The 17629-nt window shown below is 70.1% G+C and carries 19 protein-coding genes and 1 tRNA gene; 15 read left to right on the top strand and 5 right to left on the bottom strand.

The window, feature by feature from the left end; genetic code table 11:
• Positions 1–39 precede the first annotated feature (39 nt).
• Positions 40–618, top strand: coding sequence for a (d)CMP kinase (cmk, locus tag D8896_RS12540; RefSeq protein ID WP_121822451.1), 579 nt, complete (start codon positions 40–42; stop codon positions 616–618).
• Positions 618–1517 carry an RNA-guided pseudouridylation complex pseudouridine synthase subunit Cbf5 gene (locus D8896_RS12535; RefSeq protein ID WP_121822450.1) on the top strand — a complete coding sequence of 300 codons (900 nt, stop codon included), beginning with the start codon at positions 618–620 and terminating at the stop codon, positions 1515–1517. Before cmk ends, D8896_RS12535 begins: the two co-directional genes overlap by 1 nt.
• 36 nt (positions 1518–1553) lie before the next feature.
• Here D8896_RS12535 and D8896_RS12530 read toward each other — a convergent pair whose 3' ends face one another.
• Positions 1554–1964, bottom strand: a complete 411-nt coding sequence (locus D8896_RS12530) for a MaoC family dehydratase (RefSeq protein ID WP_121822449.1) — start codon at positions 1962–1964, stop codon at positions 1554–1556.
• An 88-nt stretch (positions 1965–2052) separates the two neighbouring features.
• Between D8896_RS12530 and D8896_RS12525 the strand changes: the two genes are divergently transcribed.
• The 13 genes from D8896_RS12525 (at position 2053) to D8896_RS12465 (ending at position 14194) form a co-directional block, all read left to right on the top strand.
• A complete protein-coding gene (locus D8896_RS12525) occupies positions 2053–2853 on the top strand; it encodes an alpha/beta fold hydrolase (protein WP_121822448.1) in 801 nt (266 codons plus the stop codon).
• Positions 2853–4484 (top strand): AMP-binding protein, encoded by a 1632-nt coding sequence (locus D8896_RS12520; protein WP_121822447.1) that lies wholly within the window; start codon positions 2853–2855, stop codon positions 4482–4484. Before D8896_RS12525 ends, D8896_RS12520 begins: the two co-directional genes overlap by 1 nt.
• A gap of 24 nt (positions 4485–4508) precedes the next feature.
• Entirely contained in the window at positions 4509–5210 is a 702-nt protein-coding gene (locus tag D8896_RS12515) for a helix-turn-helix domain-containing protein (RefSeq protein WP_121822446.1), read from the top strand.
• A 51-nt stretch (positions 5211–5261) separates the two neighbouring features.
• On the top strand, positions 5262–6452 hold the full coding sequence (locus D8896_RS12510) for a thiolase domain-containing protein (protein ID WP_121822445.1): 1191 nt from the start codon (positions 5262–5264) through the stop codon (positions 6450–6452).
• The gene (locus D8896_RS12505; protein ID WP_121822444.1) at positions 6449–6823 is read left to right on the top strand and encodes a Zn-ribbon domain-containing OB-fold protein; all 375 of its coding nucleotides are present in this window, start codon (positions 6449–6451) and stop codon (positions 6821–6823) included. Before D8896_RS12510 ends, D8896_RS12505 begins: the two co-directional genes overlap by 4 nt.
• 53 nt (positions 6824–6876) lie before the next feature.
• On the top strand, positions 6877–7722 hold the full coding sequence (locus tag D8896_RS12500) for an SDR family oxidoreductase (protein WP_121822443.1): 846 nt from the start codon (positions 6877–6879) through the stop codon (positions 7720–7722).
• Between the two features lie 90 nt (positions 7723–7812).
• The gene (locus D8896_RS12495; RefSeq protein WP_121822442.1) at positions 7813–9156 is read left to right on the top strand and encodes an ABC transporter substrate-binding protein; all 1344 of its coding nucleotides are present in this window, start codon (positions 7813–7815) and stop codon (positions 9154–9156) included.
• Positions 9156–9959, top strand: a complete 804-nt coding sequence (locus D8896_RS12490) for an ABC transporter ATP-binding protein (RefSeq protein WP_121822441.1) — start codon at positions 9156–9158, stop codon at positions 9957–9959. The genes D8896_RS12495 and D8896_RS12490 overlap by 1 nt, the downstream gene beginning before the upstream one ends.
• Positions 9956–10663 carry an ABC transporter ATP-binding protein gene (locus D8896_RS12485; protein WP_121822440.1) on the top strand — a complete coding sequence of 236 codons (708 nt, stop codon included), beginning with the start codon at positions 9956–9958 and terminating at the stop codon, positions 10661–10663. Before D8896_RS12490 ends, D8896_RS12485 begins: the two co-directional genes overlap by 4 nt.
• On the top strand, positions 10660–11664 hold the full coding sequence (locus D8896_RS12480) for a branched-chain amino acid ABC transporter permease (RefSeq protein WP_121822439.1): 1005 nt from the start codon (positions 10660–10662) through the stop codon (positions 11662–11664). Before D8896_RS12485 ends, D8896_RS12480 begins: the two co-directional genes overlap by 4 nt.
• Positions 11665–11866: 202 nt before the next feature.
• Positions 11867–13066 carry a branched-chain amino acid ABC transporter permease gene (locus D8896_RS12475; RefSeq protein WP_375137062.1) on the top strand — a complete coding sequence of 400 codons (1200 nt, stop codon included), beginning with the start codon at positions 11867–11869 and terminating at the stop codon, positions 13064–13066.
• Positions 13063–14082 carry a 3-oxoacyl-ACP synthase gene (locus D8896_RS12470; RefSeq protein ID WP_121822437.1) on the top strand — a complete coding sequence of 340 codons (1020 nt, stop codon included), beginning with the start codon at positions 13063–13065 and terminating at the stop codon, positions 14080–14082. Before D8896_RS12475 ends, D8896_RS12470 begins: the two co-directional genes overlap by 4 nt.
• Before the next feature lie 41 nt (positions 14083–14123).
• Positions 14124–14194: transfer RNA gene (locus tag D8896_RS12465), tRNA-Pro, on the top strand.
• Positions 14195–14254: 60 nt separating this feature from the next.
• On the opposite strand, the gene D8896_RS12460 is transcribed toward D8896_RS12465, so the two are convergent.
• The 4 genes from D8896_RS12460 to ilvD form a co-directional block, all read right to left on the bottom strand.
• Positions 14255–14788: a hypothetical protein gene (locus D8896_RS12460; protein ID WP_121822436.1), complete on the bottom strand. Its 534-nt coding sequence runs from the start codon at positions 14786–14788 to the stop codon at positions 14255–14257.
• Positions 14789–14846: 58 nt separating this feature from the next.
• Entirely contained in the window at positions 14847–14978 is a 132-nt protein-coding gene (locus D8896_RS19995; protein WP_259372646.1) for a hypothetical protein, read from the bottom strand.
• Between the two features lie 72 nt (positions 14979–15050).
• Positions 15051–15695 carry a bifunctional 4-hydroxy-2-oxoglutarate aldolase/2-dehydro-3-deoxy-phosphogluconate aldolase gene (locus D8896_RS12455; protein ID WP_121822435.1) on the bottom strand — a complete coding sequence of 215 codons (645 nt, stop codon included), beginning with the start codon at positions 15693–15695 and terminating at the stop codon, positions 15051–15053.
• A 94-nt stretch (positions 15696–15789) separates the two neighbouring features.
• Complete coding sequence (gene ilvD, locus D8896_RS12450; RefSeq protein ID WP_121822434.1) at positions 15790–17544, bottom strand: dihydroxy-acid dehydratase; 1755 nt, start codon at positions 17542–17544, stop codon at positions 15790–15792.
• Positions 17545–17629 lie beyond the last annotated feature (85 nt).

The following is a 17629-nucleotide window of genomic DNA, read 5'->3' as shown; positions in this document are numbered from 1 at the left end:
GTTCACAACCCCTTTTACGATCTACCGTCGAGGTAGGGTATGTTACTGACCGTCTCCGGTCCACCCGGGAGCGGAAAGAGTACGAACGCGGCGCGACTCGCGGAGCGGTTCGGGCTCGAACACGTCTCCGGCGGCGACATCTTCCGGTCGCTGGCCGACGAGCGCGGCCTCTCGCTCGCGGAGTTCAACGACCTCGCGGAGGACGACGGCCAGATCGACCGCGACCTCGACCGACGGCTGCGCGAGACCGCCGTCGAGCGCGACGACGTGGTGCTCGAATCCCGGCTCGCCGGCTGGCTGGCGGCCGACGAGGCCGACCTCCGGTTCTGGCTCGACGCGCCGCTTGCCGTCCGCGCCGAGCGCATCGCCGACCGCGAGAACAAGCCTGTCGCCGAGGCCCGCGAGGAGACCGAAGTCCGCGAGGAGAGCGAGGCCCAGCGCTACCTGGCGTACTACGATATCGACATCGCCGACCTCTCTATCTACGACGTGTCGCTGAACACCGCCCGCTGGGGCGAGGACCCGGCGTTCGAGGTCCTGTCGAACGCCGTCGAGGCGTACGAACCGTCGGGTGACGAGGGCAAGTACCCGGTCACCGGCGTCAGCTACGACTTCTGATGACGCTCCGTCCCGCCCCCGAGGAGCGCTCGCCCGCCGAACTGCTCGCCTTTGGCGTCGTCAACCTCGACAAGCCGGCCGGCCCGTCGGCCCACCAGGTGAGCGCCTGGGTCCGGGACCTGGTCGCCGACCGCGTCGGCGACGAGGCGGTCGACAGGGCCGCCCACGCGGGGACGCTCGACCCGAAGGTGACCGGCTGTCTGCCGACGATGCTCGGCGACGCGACGCGGCTCGCGCAGGTGTTTCTCGAGGGGTCGAAGGAGTACGTCGCGGTGCTGGAGTGTCACGACGCGGTGCCCGACGACGTGGCCGCCGTCGCGAGCGAATTCGAGGGGCCGATCTACCAGAAGCCGCCGCGCAAGAGCGCCGTCGTCCGCGACCTGCGCGTCCGCGAGGTGTACGAACTGGACGTGCTGGAGGCCGGCGACCGGCAGGCGCTCCTGCGGATCGACTGCGAGAGCGGGACGTACGTCCGGAAGCTCTGTCACGACCTCGGGCTGGCGCTCGGGACGGGCGCGCACATGGGCCACCTCCGCCGGACGGCGACGACCCCGTTCGACGACCGGGACCTCGTCACCCTGCACGACCTGGAGGACGCGCTGTCGTTCTGGACCGGGGACGGCGACGCGGGGCCGCTCCGCGAGGTCGTCGATCCCGCGGAGCGCGCGCTCGACCACCTGCCGGCGGTGACGATAGCGCCCAGCGCCGCGGAGCAGGTCGCGCAGGGCGCGCCGGTGTACGCGCCGGGCGTGATCGACGCCGACGATGCCGCCCGCGAGGACGGCGCGCTGGTCGCCTGCTTCGTGCCGAACGGGACGGCGGTCTGTCTGGGGCGGACCGTGGGCGACCCGGACGCGGAGTCGGGGACGGTCGTCGAGTTGGAGCGCGTGCTCGTGTAGCCCGTCGCTCGCGCGTCGGGGCGGCTCTTGCGGCCGTCAGTCCGACCCCTGCTGTGCGCCGTGCGGGAGCGACAGCACCGTCGCGGTGCCGGTGACGACCGGTCCCTCGTCGGTCTCGGCGGTCGTCTCGACCTCCAGGCGGTCGTCGTCGCGGGCCGCGACGGTGGCGGTCGCCTCGACGGTCTGCCCGGGGCGGACCGGCTGCTCGAACGAGAGGTCCTGCGAAACGTAGACGATGTCGCCCGGGAGGTCCGCCAGGGCACTGGAGATCGCGCCCGCCGACAGCATGCCGTGGGCGATCTGGCCGTCGAAGATCGACTCGTCGGCGTAGCCCGGGTCGAGGTGGAGCGGGTTCTCGTCGCCGGTGACCGAGGCGAAGGCGTCGATCCGGTCCTCGGTCACGGGGAGCGTCGCGGTCGCGGTGTCGCCGGGTGCGGCAACTGGCATCGGCACTGAGTAGGGACAGGACGGGCCTCAAACGCGTGGTTGATATGCGAACTGCCGCTTTGATTAGGCGTCCGGCCGATCCACGAGTATGCCGATCGCTACCAACGACGGGGTCGACCTGCACTACGAGGTCGACGGCCCGGCGGACGCCGAAACGGTCGTGCTGGTCGAGGGCCTCGGGTACGGCCGGTGGATGTGGCGCTGGCAGCGCGAGGCGCTCGCCGAGCGCTACGAGACGGTCGTGTGGGACAACCGCGGGACGGGCCGGTCTGACGCGCCCGAGGGACCGTACACGATCGCCGAGATGGCAAGCGATCTGGAGGCCGTGCTGGCCGAGCACGGCGCGGACTCGGCCCACGTCGTCGGCGCGAGCATGGGTGGGATGATCGCCCAGCAGTACGCCGTCGAGTACGACCGCACCGACCGCCTCGTCCTGCTGTGTTCCTCGGCCGGCGGCGACGACGCCGTCGAGGCCTCGCCGGAGGTGCAGGCGCGGATGGTCGCCGAGCCGGAGGGGGCCGACGAGCGCGAGACGATCCGGCACCGCATGAGCCCAGCGATGACCGACGAGTTGGCGGAGGACGACGACCTGCTCACGCGGATCGTCGACTGGCGGCTCCAGCAGGACGCCACGGAAGCCGGGCGGAACGCACAACTGGCCGCCGTCGGCGCGTTCGACAGCACGGACCGGCTGGGCGAGATCGACGCCCCGACGCTCGTCGCCCACGGCACAGAGGACCGCGTGCTGCCGTTCGGGAACGGCGAACTGCTCGCGGCGGGGATCCCGAACGCCCGGCTGGAGGCGTTCGAGGGCGGCCCGCACCTCTTCTTCATCGAGCAGGCCGACGCGGTCAACGACGCGATCCGGTCGTTCCTGGAGGGCGACTGATGGTCCACGACCACGGCGAGCGGCCGTACGACTGGGTCGGCGCGTGGAGCGAGCGCCGCGCGACGCTGTCGCCGGAGACGGTCGGCCTGAAGGACGCGACGACCGGCGAGTCGTACACGTACGCCGACCTCGACGCGCGGGCCAACCGGGCGGCGCGACTACTGGCCGACCGCGGCGTCGGGAAGGGGGACCGCGTCGCCGTCGTCTCGCGCAACCGCGTCGAACTCGTCGACCTCTTCTTCGCCGGCGGGAAGACCGGCGGGGTGCTCGCGCCGCTCTCGCACCGCCTCGCGCCGCCGGAACTGGGCGAACTGCTCGACACCGTCGACCCGTCGCTGCTTGTCGTCGAGGAGCCGTTCGTCGACGCCGTCGCCGAGGCGGTCGATGGCGACGCGCCGTCGTGTCCCGCGGTGGTTCTGCCGGACAACGGCAGCGACTGTCCCGCTGACGGTGCGGCGTTCGACGACGCACCGACCTATGCCGACGCGCTGCCCGACGACGATGCGCCGTTCGATGGTCCGGAGCTGTCGCTGTCGGACCCGTGCCTGTTCCTCCACACCGGCGGGTCGACCGGGACGCCGAAGGAGACGGTGATCACCCACGGCGCGGTGCGCTGGAACTCGTTCAACACGATCACGGCGTGGGGCCTGCGGCCGGACGACGTGACGCCGATGGTGTTCCCCATGTTCCACACCGGCGGCTGGAACGTGCTGACGATACCGTTCTTCCACATGGGCGGCACCGTCGTCATCAGCCGCGAGGTCGACCCCGGACGCGTGCTGCGGACCATCGAGCGCGAGGGCGCGACGGCGTTCGTCGCGGTGCCCGCAGTCCTGCGGTCGATGGCGACCCACGACGACTGGGAGGGGACGGACCTCTCCACCCTGCGGTTCGTCAAGAGCGGCGGCGGCCCCTGCCGCGACGCGACGATCCGGGCGTGGCGCGAGCGCGGCGTCGACCTCTCGCAGGGGTACGGCCTCACCGAGTGCGGGCCGAACAACTTCGCGATGCCCGACGGCTGGCCGGAGGACAAAACCGACACGATCGGCAAGCCGGTCCCCCACGCCGACGTGCGGATCGTCGACGAAGCCGGTGATCCCGTCGACGACGGCGAGATCGGCGAACTCGAACTCGCCGGGCCACACGCCGCCGACCGCTACTGGCGCGACGAGTCCGAGACGCGGGCGACGTTCGGGCCGACCGACGACCCGGCGGCCGACCGCTGGGTGTCGACCGGCGACCTGGCGAGCGTCGACGCGGACGGCTACTACCGCATCGAGGGCCGCAAGAAGAACATGTTCACCAGCGGCGGCGAGAACGTCTACCCGCCGGAGGTCGAGGACGCGATCGCGGACCACCCCGCAGTCGAGGAAGTCATCGTGATCGGCGTTCCGGACGAAAGGTGGGGGACCGTCGGCAAGGCGGTGATCCAGCCGGCGGCGGACGCCGAGGGGGACGGCGCTCCGCTGACGGTCGACGACCTCCGCGAGTTCCTCGACGGCCGCCTCGCGGGGTTCAAACACCCGCGGAGCGTCGCGTTCGTCGACGAGTTGCCGACGAGCGGGCCCTCGAAGATAGACCGGAGTGCAGTGAAGCGGGAGTTCGGGGCTTCAGACACGAAAGATAATTGAGGACCCGTCGCATAGCGGAGTGGTATGATAGACGTCGCGATGGACATGGAACAGTACGACTGTCCGTTCATCGACACGACGGACGACCACGAGGTGTCGTTCACCGCGGTTCACTGGGAGTTCGACGAGCGAGCCAAGCAACTGGAGACGCGCCTCGCCGTGGAAGGGGACGGCCGCGAGGAGCTAGAGCAGGGGCTGACGGCGCTCAAGAACCACGACAACATGCGGGAGTGTGCGCTGTTCTCGAAGCGCGGCGAGCAGGCCGTGATCCGGACGGTCATCGACCAGACGAACGCGATGAAGGTGATCCGGGAGAACGGCGGCTACATCACCGGCCCGTTCCACATCGAGGACGGAAGCGAGACGTGGGAAGTGGGCTTCGACGAGGAGGACGTCGCCGACGACACGCTCTCGGAACTGGACCGGCACAACGAGTTCACCGTCGAGTCCCGCGACTCGCTCGACACCGAGGAGCTGTTCGACCTGCTGGAGAACGCCGAGCCGGCGATGACGATGCTCGACGGCTGCCGGAGCCTCTCGGCCGTCGAGCGCGAGACGATGACGACGGCGGCCCGTGAGGGGTACTACGAGGAACCGCGGGAGGCGACGCTGCAGGACCTGGCGGACGCCTTCGACGTGTCCGACACCGCCGTCTCGAAGAACCTCCGGCGCGGCGAGCGGAAGGTGGTGCGGAGCGTCGTCGCGGCGCTGAGCGACCTGAACTGAGTTCGGATATCAACCTCACTCCTTTTCGGGCTGGGATTCCTCCCTTCGATCATGCACGACGCACACGTCGTCGGCGTCGGGATGACGCCGTTCGGCGTCCACGACGCGACGCTCCCCGACCTGTTCGCCGAGGCCGCGCTCCCGGCGCTGGACGACGCCGGTGCCGGCCCCGACGATGTCGAGGCGCTGTACTTCGGCAACGCGATGGGCGGACAGATAGAGGGCGACAGCCACCTCGCGCCGACGGTCGCCTCGCACGTCGGGCTGGCGGGGATCCCCTGCCAGCGGTTCGAGGACGCCTGCGCCACTTCATCGAACGCGTTCAAGAACGCGGTCCGTGCGGTCGAGGCAGGCCAGCACGACGTGGTGCTCGTCGGCGGCGTCGAGCGCTGCTCGCCGGAGACGGGGAAGGGCACCGGCGCGATGACCCGCATCTTCGCCAGCGCCGCCCACGGCGCGTACGAGCGCCCGACCGGTCTCACGTTCCCCGGCGTGTTCGCCCTGCTGACCAAGCGCCACATGCACGAGCACGGCACGACCGCCGAACAGCTCGCCGAGGTCGCCGTCAAGAACCACTACCACGGCAGCCTCAACGACCGCGCGCACTTCGGCAAGGAGACGACGACCGAGGAGGTACTCGACGGCCCGGTCGTCGCGGACCCGTTCCGGCTGCACGACTGCTGCCCGTTCTCGGACGGCGCGGCGGCCGTGGTCGTCGCCAGCGAGGACGTCGCTGCGGACCTGTCGGGCGACCCGGTCCGCGTGGCGGGCGTCGGGCACGCGACCGACGTGGTGCCGCTCGCGGACAAGGCCCACCCCTCGACCACGCAGGCCGCCCGCGACGCCGCGAGCGAGGCGTACGACGCCGCCGGGATCACCGCCGACGACGTGGACTTCGCGGAGGTCCACGACTGTTTCACCGGCGCGGAGGTGCTGGCGACGGAAGCGCTCGGCCTCGTCGCGGACGGCGAGGGCGGGGCGGCCGCGGCGGAGGGCCGCACAGCGCTGGGCGGCGAGATACCCGTGAATCCGAGCGGCGGTCTGAAGGCGAAGGGCCACCCCATCGGCGCGACGGGCGCGGCCCAGATCGTCGAACTGACCGAACAGCTCCGCGGCGACGCGGGCGAGCGTTCGGTCGAGGACGCCGGGGTCGGGCTGGCGCACAACCTCGGCGGCGACGCGGCGACGACCGTCGTGAGCGTGTTGGAGTCGACCGACGCCGGCTCGGGGGTGGCGCGATGAGCGTCGACGAGTACGCCGAGGCCGGCAGGCTGACCACGTCCGGGTGGCGCGAGGCGCTCGACGACGGCGTCCTGCTCGGCCAGGAGTGCCGCGACTGCGGCCACGTCACCGGCGCGCCGAAGGCGGCCTGCGTCCGCTGTGGCTCCCGGGCGCTCGACACGGTCCACCTCCCGGAGACGGGCGAAGTGTACTCCGTCACGCGGATCGAGGTCGCGCCCGAAGGGTTCGACGCGCCGTACCACGTGGCGATGGTGGCGTTCGACGGCGGCCGGGTCACGGCCCGGCTCGGCGACGAGGCGGAGATCGGCGAGACCGTGACGTTCGAGGGAGCCGCGTCGACGCCCGAGGGGCCGGCCCCGCTGTTCGACTGACGGTTCGTATATCAACTCCCCCCTTGTTTGTGGTCGCCGCCGTAGCGAGTAGCATGTCAGAGGCCCCCACGCCGCCGGCGGTCGAGCGCAGCGACGTTCACACGGTCGACGACGAGCGGTTCACGGCCGAGAGCGTCTGTCTCGTCACGGGCGCGGCGTCGGGTATCGGTCGCGCGGTCGCGCTCGTCGCCGCGGTGAACGGACTCACCGTCGTCGCGACCGACGTGGACGGGGACGGACTGGCCGAGACGGCCGCTCGCGCGGCCGAACTCGACGCCGAGGGGCCGGTCGAGACGGTGACTGCCGACCTCCGGATCGACGAGGAAATGGATGCGCTGGTCGAGGCGGCCGCCGAGCGCGGACAGCTTCGGTTCCTCGCCAACGTCGCCGGCCTCCAGCACGTCGACCCGATCGACGAGTTCCCGATGGAGCGGTACGACGCCATTCAGGACGTGATGGTGCGCGCGCCGACGTATCTCGCCAAGCGCTGCATGCCTCACATGCGGGAGACGGGCGGCTGTATCGGTAACATGGCTTCGGTGCACGGCCACTACGTGACGAGCGACAAGGTGGCGTACAACGTCGCCAAGTTCGGCATCCGGGGGCTGACACAGTCGATCGCGGCCGAGGGTGACGGCGACGTGCGCTCGTTCTCGGTCAGCACGGGGTACGTGAAGACGCCGCTGGTCACCGACCAGATCCCCGACACGGCCGAACAGCGCGGGATCAGCGAACGCGAGGTGGTCGAGGACGTGATGCTCGGCCAGTCCCGGACGAAAGAGATGATGGACCCGGTCGACGTGGGCAACCTCTTTCTGCTCGGCTTCTCCCGGCTCGCCGACCATCTGAACGGCGGCGACCTGCTGTTCGACGGCGGGATGACGCTGACCTACGAGTGAGCGCAGGCGGGTCGGTCTGCGGTCTCCGACGGCGAGGTTGGTATATCAACACGGGTGACTTTGCGGGACCGTGGCGATCATTGGTGTACAATGACACGGGTCAACAGGCGATCGGTGCTGAAAAGCGCAGGGGCACTGGGGCTGGCCGGTGCGGCCGGCTGTCTCTCGGAAGAGGGCGGAAGCGACGGCGGGACGGTCCGGGTCGGCATGATGCAGCCGCTGTCCGGGCCGCTCGAATACTACGGCCTGCAGAGCGTCTGGGGGTTCCTGTCCGGGCTGGCGTACAAGCACGACCAGGACCCGCTCGACGTGAGTTCCGCGGGCGAGCAGACGGTCGAGGGCGAGAACTACGACTACGAGCTGTTCATCGAGGACACGGAAGCGTCGGCCGACCAGACGCAGTCGATCGCGACCGACCTCGTGCAGGAGCAGGAGGTGGACGTGCTCGTCGGCACGTCCTCGTCGGCGTCGGCCCGCCGGGTGATCGACAACATCATCCCGAACACGGACGTGCCGTTCATCGCCGGCCCGGCGGCGGCCGCCGACATCACGTCCAGCAGCGACTACTGCAACAGCCAGGTGTTCCGCGCCAACGAGAACACCGCGATGGATGCCCGGAGCGGCGGCCGGTACGTCGCCAACGAGACCGACGTGGAGCGGGTGTTCATCATGGCCGCCGACTACAGCTTCGGGCGGGCCGTGGCGAACAACTACCGCAACGTGCTGGAGAGCGAGGGCGTCGAGATCGTCGGCGAACGGTTCGTCGCACGGGGATACTCCGAGTTCGAGGGGCTGTACGACAACGCACAGGAGGCAAACGCCGACGCGGTCATCGGCGGATTCACCGTCCAGACGCTCCCGGCGTTCCTCGGGACGGGCCTCTCCGGCGAGTACGACTTCCGGATGTTCGGCGGGTTCGCCACGCGGATCACGAACGCCGCGCTCGGCGGCGTCGCCCAGCGCGTGTTCGGCGAGGACTTCACCGCCGAGGACCTGCAGGAGGCGAAGCTCGGCCCCTTCACGACGCGCTACCACTGGAACCAGTACGACAACGAGATCAACAGCGCCTTCGTCGACTCGTACACGAGCACGTACGGCGTCGTCCCCGACCTGTTCACCGCCGGCCAGTTCACGGCCGCCTCGTCGCTGGTCCAGGCCGTCGAGGAGAGCGGGTCGACCGCGGCCGGCGACCTGATCGACGCGCTCACCGGCATGACCGTCCAGGACACGCCGAAGGGCGAGGGCGCGTACACCTACCAGGAGTACAACAACCAGGCCCGGTCGGCGATGACCATCGCGGACCCCGTGCCGACCAGCGACGAGTGGGCCGATAGCTGGGAGTCGCCGGTGATGCCCAGCGACCCCGTCGCCACCGTCGAAGCGAGCGAGACGACCATCCCGGCGGACGCCGACGGCATGAGCTGCGACCTGTAATGCTCCGAACGAGCGGACTGACGAAACGGTTCGGCGGACTGACCGCCGTCGACGGCGTCGACTTCGAACTCGGCGCGGACGAACTCTGCTCGCTCATCGGCCCGAACGGGGCGGGGAAGACGACGTTTTTCAACCTGCTCACGGGGACGCTCGAACCCACCGCGGGCACGGTCGAGTACCGCGAGGGCGACTGGGTCGACGTGACCGACGACGAGCCACACGAGATGGCGCTGCGCGGGCTCCACCGGTCGTACCAGATCACGAACGTGTTCCCGACGGCGACGGCGCTGGAGAACGTCCGCGTCGCCGCCCAGGCCGACGGCGGCCGCGACGCCTGGAAGCTCTGGCGCAACGTCGGCGCGTTCGACGAGTACGAGCGCGAGGCCCGGGAGATACTGGACCGGGTCGGGCTCGGCGACGAGGCCGACACGGTCGCCGAGACCCTCTCGCACGGGCAGAAGCGACACCTCGAAGTCGCCGTCGCGCTCGCCGGCGACCCGGACGTGTTGCTGCTGGACGAGCCGACCGCCGGCGTCTCCAGCGACGCCATCGACCGGCTGGTCGACCTCATTCGGAACGTGGCGGCGGACCACGCCGTCCTGCTGGTCGAGCACAACATGGACGTGGTGATGGACGTGAGCGACCGCGTCGCCGTGCTCCACCAGGGCGAACTGATCGCCGACGGCGAGCCGGAGGCGGTCCGGGAGGACCCCGTGGTACAGGAAGCGTACCTCGGCGGCTACGACCCCGACGAGGCCGACGCCGACGCTGACGACGGCGCGCGCGGAGGTGAGGCGGCGTGAGCGACGCCCCCGCCCTCGAACTCGACGGCGTCCACAGCTACTACGGCGAGAGCCACGTCCTCCGTGGCGTCGACCTGGCCGTCGAGACGGGCGAGAACGTCGCGCTGGTCGGCCGCAACGGCGTCGGCAAGACGACGACGCTGCGCTCGGTGCTCGGGCTGACGCCGCCCCGCGAGGGGACCGTGCGGATCGACGGCGAGGACGTGACGGGCGTCGAAACCCACGACATCGCCCGGCTCGGCGTCGGCTGGGTGCCCGAGGAGCGCCGGATGTTCGGCCACCTCACCGTGGAGGAGAACCTCCGGGTCGCGACGCCGCCCGACGCCGACTCGGCGGCCCGCATCGAGGAGGCCCTCGACGCCTTCCCCGACCTCCGGGACCACCGGAAACGCGAGGCCGGGGACCTCAGCGGCGGCCAGCAGCAGATGGTCGCCATCGCCCGGGCGCTGGTTGGCGACAACGACCTGCTGCTCGTCGACGAACCGAGCGAGGGGCTCGCCCCGCTCATCGTCGAGGAGGTGGTCGACGCGCTCGAATCGCTCGCCGACGACGTGACGCTGCTGCTCGTCGAGCAGAACTTCCCGCTGGCGATGGACCTGACCGACCGGTTCTACCTGCTCGACCACGGCGAGGTGGTTGAGTCGGGGAACTCGGACGAGGTGTCCCGCGACGACGAGATGATACGGAGGTACCTTTCAGCATGAGCGGGATCGCCGTCGTCGACGTGCTCGTCGACCTGCTCGACCCGTCGACGCTCGCCGGGATCTTCCTCGGCGCGTTCTCGAAGTCGGCGCTGTACGTCATGATCGCCAGCGGCCTCTCGCTCATCTTCGGGCTGATGGGCGTGCTGAACTTCGCCCACGGGTCGCTGACGATGCTCGGCGCGTATCTGGGCGGCGCGGTCATGGTCGTGCTGGTGTCGGGCGGCACGGGCGGGCCGACCCGCCTGTTGCTGTTTTTCGTCGCCATCGCCGCGACGTTCGCGCTGCTCACGCTGCTCGGCGGCGCGATAGAGGTGACGCTGATCCGGCCGCTGTACGACCGCGCGCCGCTGTTCCAGATCCTGCTGACGTTCGGCGTCGTGCTCGTGCTGGACGAACTCGTCCGCATCGCGGTCGAACTGTACGGCCTCCAGCCCCGGACCGACTGGCAGGCCGCCTTCGGCACCGCGCCGGACTTCCTCGCGGAGTGGTACACCGTCGCCGGGGTCACCACGCGCGGCCTCTACCTGTTCGAGGGGCTGCTCGGGGTGCTGGCGGTCGTGGCCATCTGGGCGTTCCTCACCCGGACGCGGTACGGCCTGTACATCCGCGCCGGGAGCGAGGACCCCGAGATGACCCGCGCGCTCGGCGTCGACGTGCGGCGGGCCTTCACCGTCGTGTTCGGCGTCGGCGCGGGGCTGGCCGGCGTCGCGGGCGTCGTGCTGATGTGGGACCCGCGGTTCGGCGCGAGCGTCCCGCTCGGCGTCGAGACGCTGCTCGTCGCGTTCGTCGTCGTGATTATCGGCGGCCTCGGCTCGTTCCGGGGCACGGTCGCCGCGGCGGGCATCGTCGGCCTGACCGACGCGTTCGCGACGTGGCTGTTCGTCAACGACCACGTCGCCTTCGCCGGTCTCCCCGAGATGGTGTCGTTCGTCGTGCTGGTCGGCGTGCTGATCGTCAGACCACAGGGCCTGTTCGGCGTCGCGGAGGTGGGCGGCCATTAGCGACCCCACCGACCCGGCCGACGGCGCGGAGCCGCCGGCCACCGACGATGGCGGTGCGGAGGCGACCGACGGCGGAAGCACGGAGGCAGCCGACGCCGCGGCCCCCGGGGAGACCGCGGACGCGGACGCCGCGGGCGGGCTCACGATCGGCGACGCGTCCGTCCGACAGCTGATCGCCGACCACCGGGTCCACATCGCCGTCGTGGCGTTCCTCGCGGTGTACCCGGTGCTGTACGCGACGCTGGTCCGGACGCCGCTCGGGCGGGAGTTCGACGTGATCCTCCCGGGTGCCGACGTGATGGTCACGGTGCTGTACGTCGGCCTCTTTGCGATCAGCTTCGACTTCATCAGCGGCTACACCGGCTACCTCTCCTTCGGGCACTCGCTGTTCTACGGCACGGGCGCGTACCTCGTCGTGCTCGCGGCGACGGAGAAGCTCCCGCTGCTGGGGGCGGACACGCCGTTCATGCTGCTGTTGCTGCTCGCCGGCGTGGTTGCCGTCGTCATCGCGCTGGCCGTCGGCGTGGTGTCGTTCCGGCTCTCGGGCGTCTACTTCGCCATGATCACGCTCGGCTTCGCTGAGGTGGCCCACGTGTTCATCCGGAACTGGGACCGCGTGAGCGGCAACCCGCGTGACGGCGCGAGCGTCGGGGGCGGCGTCGACGCCTTCGCCGTCGGCGTCCCCGGCGTCGACGCGCTCCAGATCGAACTCGGGCGGCTCGTCCGGGACAGCCTCGGCACGGTGCCCGGCCTCGGCGTCGAACTCGACGCGGCGGCCGGCTCCTACTACGGCGTGGGGCTGATGGTGCTCCTGTCGTACCTCTGTATGCAGCGGATCATCCACTCGCCCTTTGGCCGGGTGATGATCGCCGTCCGCGAGAACGAGGAGCGCGCCCGGGCGGTCGGCTACGACGTGTACAAGTTCAAGCTGGTCGCGTTCGCGATCAGCGGCTTCTTCGCGGGGGTCGCCGGCGCGCTGTTTGCCGGCTACCGCCGCTCGGTCGCGCCGGTGAACACGTTCGACCTGTTCGTCACCGCCGACGCCCTGCTCGCCTCCATCGTCGGCGGCCTCGGCACGCTCGCCGGGCCGCTGTACGGCTACCTGTTCACGGCCTCGGTCGAGGGGGTTCTGACCACCGAGAGCGACGGGATCGCCCGGTACCTCCGGGACGCGCTCGGGGAAGGAACCCTTGCGACCGAAGTCGGCGGGGTCAGCGTCGCCGAACTGATCAACGTCTTCGTCGACGGCCGCGCGGACCTGTATCTGGGCATCGTGTTCATCCTCTTCGTCCTCTACGTGCCCCGCGGCATCCTCGGCACGCTCCGGGACCGCCTCGGCGGCCACGTCGCGGACCGCCTGCCCGACCGCGTTCGCGCCCGGATCCGGGGGTGGCGGAAGTGACCGTCTCCCTCACTGGCTACGGCCGCTACGTCCCGGACGAGCGCATCACCGGCCCGGAAATTGCTGAACGCAGCGGTATCCCCGAGGAAGTCGTCGTCGAGAAGATGGGCGTCCGCGAGAAGCGCGTCTGTCCACCCGACGATGACCACCCGACCGATATGTGCGTCGCCGCCGCCGAGGACGCGCTCGCCGACGCGGACCGCGACGCCGCGGATCTGGACCTGGTGCTGTACCACGGCAGCGAGTTCAAGGACTTCGTCGTCTGGAGCGCCGCCGCAGACATCGCCGAGCGACTCGGGGCAGAGTCGGCGTACGCGACCGAGAGCTACACGCTCTGTGCCGGCGCGCCCGTGGCGCTCCGGCAGGTCCGCGCCCAGTTGCTCGCCGGGGATATCGACGCGGCGCTGCTTGTCGCCGCCAGCCGCGAGGAGGACCTCGTCGACTACGCCAACGTGGACTCGTCGTTCATGTTCAACTTCGGCAGCGGCGCGTCGGCGATGGTCGTCGAGCGCGACGCGGGCGACCGCTCGCGGGCAGCGGTGCTCGGCAGCGGTGCCGTCACCGACGGCTCCTTCTCCCGCGACGTGGTGATGCCGGCGGGCGGCACCCGCAACCCAACGAGCGAGGACACCGTCGCCGCGGGCGAGCATTCGCTCGACGTGCCCGACCCCGACGGGATGAAAGAGCGCCTCGCGCCCGTCTCGCTCCCGAACTTCCTCGACGTGACCGACGAGGCCCTGGAGCGGTCGGGACTCGACCGGGACGACGTGGACTTCGTCGCGCTCACCCACGTCAAGCGCTCGTTCCACGACTACTACTTCGAGGAGATGGGGCTGGACCCCGAAACCGACGGCTACTACCTCGACGACTACGGCCACGTCCAGAGCGTCGACCAGGTGCTCGCGCTCGACGAGGGCCGCTCGCGGGGCCGGATCGAGCCGGGCGACGTGGTCTGTTTCGTCGCCGCCGGCACGGGGTACACCTGGGCGGCGACCGCCCTCCGGTGGCGGGGTTGAAACGAAGCGCTTAATTGTACGACGGTCCTCGCTTCACTCGCGGGACCGTGGGGTAGTGGTATCCTCTGCGCATGGGGTGCGTTGGACCCGTGTTCGAATCACGGCGGTCCCACTCGAAATTCAATCGCTTTCCATTCTCGGTAGTCTCGACCATCTGAGACTCCCGGGACGCCTATCCCCCGTTCGCCGACGCCGTCGAGTCGCCGCCGGTGTCCATGCCGAACTGGAACAGGTCGCGGTAGAACACGAGGCCGACGAACAGCATGTACACCGCGCCGACCGGGACGGAGTACCAGTTCAGTCCCCCTGACGAGCCGATAAGGATGTTACCGTACACCAGCAGCCGGCTGAGCAGGAACAGTCCGCCGGCGGCGAGAAACGCCGCGCCGACCGCGCGGTCGCTGCGCCGTTCGGGCAGCGGCGAGTCGACGACCCACGTCACGAGGAGATACAGAGTCGCGAGCAACGCGACTGCGGACGCGACGAGCCACGCGTACATGGCGATCCGGCCCACGGTTCCGAACCCGTCCCGCAGTTCGAACAGCTCCTGTGGCAGCAGGAACTGCGACCCGAGGACGGTGTCGACGTACCGCCCGAAGGCCGAGTGTGCTCCCCACCCGATCCCGTTCCCGTACCAGAACACGTCGAACGGGAACAGGACCGCCGTGAGGGCGAAGAGCCGTTTCGCGGCACTGATCGTGAACATCGTCCCGATGAACGGAGTTCCGATATTTCAGAGTGCCGGATCCACGAACCGAACCCGGTTAGAATATCACTTCCCAGGAGTGGTCACAGTTCGCGCATCTGAACAGCGTCTTTATGCCGTCGGCGGTTCGCTCCCGGGAGATCCGGTCGCCGACGCCGTCGGCACACTCCGGGCAGGGGAACTCGTTCACAACGGATCGTGGTAGTCGACCGACGGGCATTCCTGTAGCGCCTAAAGTATTTGAACCGGACGGCCGCGACGCTTACCGGGCGTTCTCGACGGCCTCGACCATCGCCCGAGCGTTCTCGGTGATGGTCTCGAAGTCGCCGCGTTCGACGGCGTCGTGGTCGACCAGTGCGCCGCCCGCGCCGACGCATTCGGCACCGGCCTCGATGAACTCGCCGGCGTTGTCCGGGCCGACGCCGCCGGTCGGCATGATCGGCACCTGCCCGAGGGGTCCCTTGATGCTGGAGAGGTAGCCCGGGCCGAGATCCGAGGCGGGGAACAGCTTCACCATGTCCGCGCCGGCCTGGTACGCCTCGATGGCCTCGGTCGGGGTGGCGACGCCGGGTGCGACGGGGACGCCGTAGCGGTTGCACGTCTCGACCACGTCCTCGTGAAAGCTCGGCGAGACGACGAACTCCGCGCCGGCGAGGCTGGCGGCCCGCGCAGTCTCCGAATCGAGGACGGTACCCGCACCGACCACGACCTCGGTGTCGTCGAGCGCGTCGACCACGTCCTCGATGAGGCCCATCACACCGGGCGTGTCGGCGGTCAGTTCGAGCGCCGTGACGCCGCCCTCACGGAGCGCGTGGGCGATGTCGACGACCGCGTCCGCGTCCGCGCCGCGCATGACCGCGACGACGCCGCTGTCCTGCATCTGCTGGAGCGTCTCCTGCCGTTCCATACCCGACAGTGCCACCGCCGCGCTCTTGTAAGTACTCTTCTCCGCTAAACTACGGCGGGTCGTGGAAAACAGGGGGAGAGCGCCCGTGAGCAGCTTACTCCCGCTTCGCGGCGGGGTTGGTCACCGCGCCGTTGGCGGCGGAGTCGAACGCCGCCCCGTATTTCGCCAGCACGCCGCTCTCGTAGGTCGGTTCGTGGTCGTAGCCATCGAGCCGTGCCTCGATCTCATCGTCGGAGAGGTCCACCGAGAGTTCGAGGTCGTCGATGTCGATTGTGATCCGGTCGCCGTCCTCAAGCGCCGCGATGGGGCCGCCGGCGGCGGCTTCGGGGGCGACGTGGCCGATGGAGAACCCGCGGGTCGCGCCCGAGAACCGGCCGTCGGTGAGCAGCGCCACGTCGTCGGCGTGGCCCTGGCCGGCGACGGCGGAGGTGACGCCGAGCATCTCGCGCATCCCAGGCCCGCCGCGTGGCCCCTCGTTGCGGATGGCGATGGCGTCGCCCGACTCGACGTTGCCCTCCTGCACGTACTTCATCGCGTTCTCCTCGTCCTCGAACACCCGGACGGGGCCCTCGTGGTGGAGGTGGTCCTCGCCGGTGATCTTGATGACCGCGCCGCCGGGCGCGAGGTTGCCCGTCAGGATGCGGATGGCCCCGCGCTCGTGGATGGGGTCGTCGACGGTGTGCAGGAAGTCGGCGTCGAGGTCGGCGACCGCGGGCGGGTCCCGCTGCTCGATGGCCTCGGCGAGCGTGTCGCCGGTGACCGTCAGCGCGTCGCCGTGGAGCAGGCCGGCGTCGTGGAGCTCCCGGAGGACGACCGGGACGCCGCCCACGTCGTGGAGGTCCTTCATCACGCGCTCGCCGCCGGGCTGGAGGTCGGCGATCTTGGGCGTCCGCTCGCTGATGCGGTTGAAATCCTCGATATCCAGGTCGACGCCGGCCTCGGCGGCCATCGCCAACAGATGGAGGACCGCATTGGTCGAGCCGCCGATAGCGACCTGCAGCGCGATGGCGTTCTCGAAGGACGCCTTCGAGAGGAAATCGGACGGCCGGTGCCGGTCCTGCACGACCTGCACGGCGAGTTCGCCGGCGCGCTCGGCCTCCTCGTAACGGGAGTCGGCCTCGGCGGGCGGCGACGCTGCACCGAGCGGCGAGAAGCCCAGCGCCTCAGCGATGGAGGACATGGTGTTCGCGGTGAACATCCCGCCGCAGGAGCCGGCTCCGGGGCAGGCGTTGCGTTCGAGGTCGTCGAGTTCGTCCTCGGACATCTCGCCCTCGGCGACGGCCCCGACGCCCTCGAACACGTTCTGGATGGTGACCTCGCGCCCGTTGTGCTCGCCGGGCATGATCGAGCCGCCGTAGAGGAACACGGACGGCAGGTCCGTCCGGATGGCGGCCATCATCATCCCGGGCATGTTCTTGTCGCAGCCGCCGATCGTGACTAGCCCGTCCATGCGCTCGCCGAAGGCGACGAGTTCGACGCTGTCCGCGATGACCTCACGCGAGATCAGCGACGCCTTCATCCCCTCGGTTCCCATCGAGATGGCGTCGGAGATAGTGATCGTGCCGAACTCGATGGGCATCCCCTCGGCCTCGTCGACGCCGTCGTAGGCGGCTTCGGCGAGGTCATCGAGGTGGACGTTACACGGCGTGATGTCGGCGGCGGGGTTGGCGACGCCGACCATCGGCGACGACAGGTCCGCGTCGTCGTACCCCATCGCGCGGAACATGGCGCGGTGGGGCGCGTGTTCGGTGCCCTCGGTGACCTCGGCGCTGCGCAGGTCGGGATCCTTGCCCCCGTCGCCGGGAGCCCCGTCCGCGTCGTCCCCGCGTTTCGCTTGCTCCTTGTTCATACGCGGCAATTGCGACGCGGCGGCTTAAGGGGTCGGCTCGGGGACAAGCGTTGCCCCCGCCCGAACGTGTGCGCCGACACGCTGG

This window comes from Halostella salina, from assembly GCF_003675855.1.
Lineage (GTDB): Archaea > Halobacteriota > Halobacteria > Halobacteriales > Natronoarchaeaceae > Halostella > Halostella salina.
The sequence above is the reverse complement of the archived record's forward strand: the minus strand, read 5'-3'. Positions and strand labels throughout refer to the sequence as shown.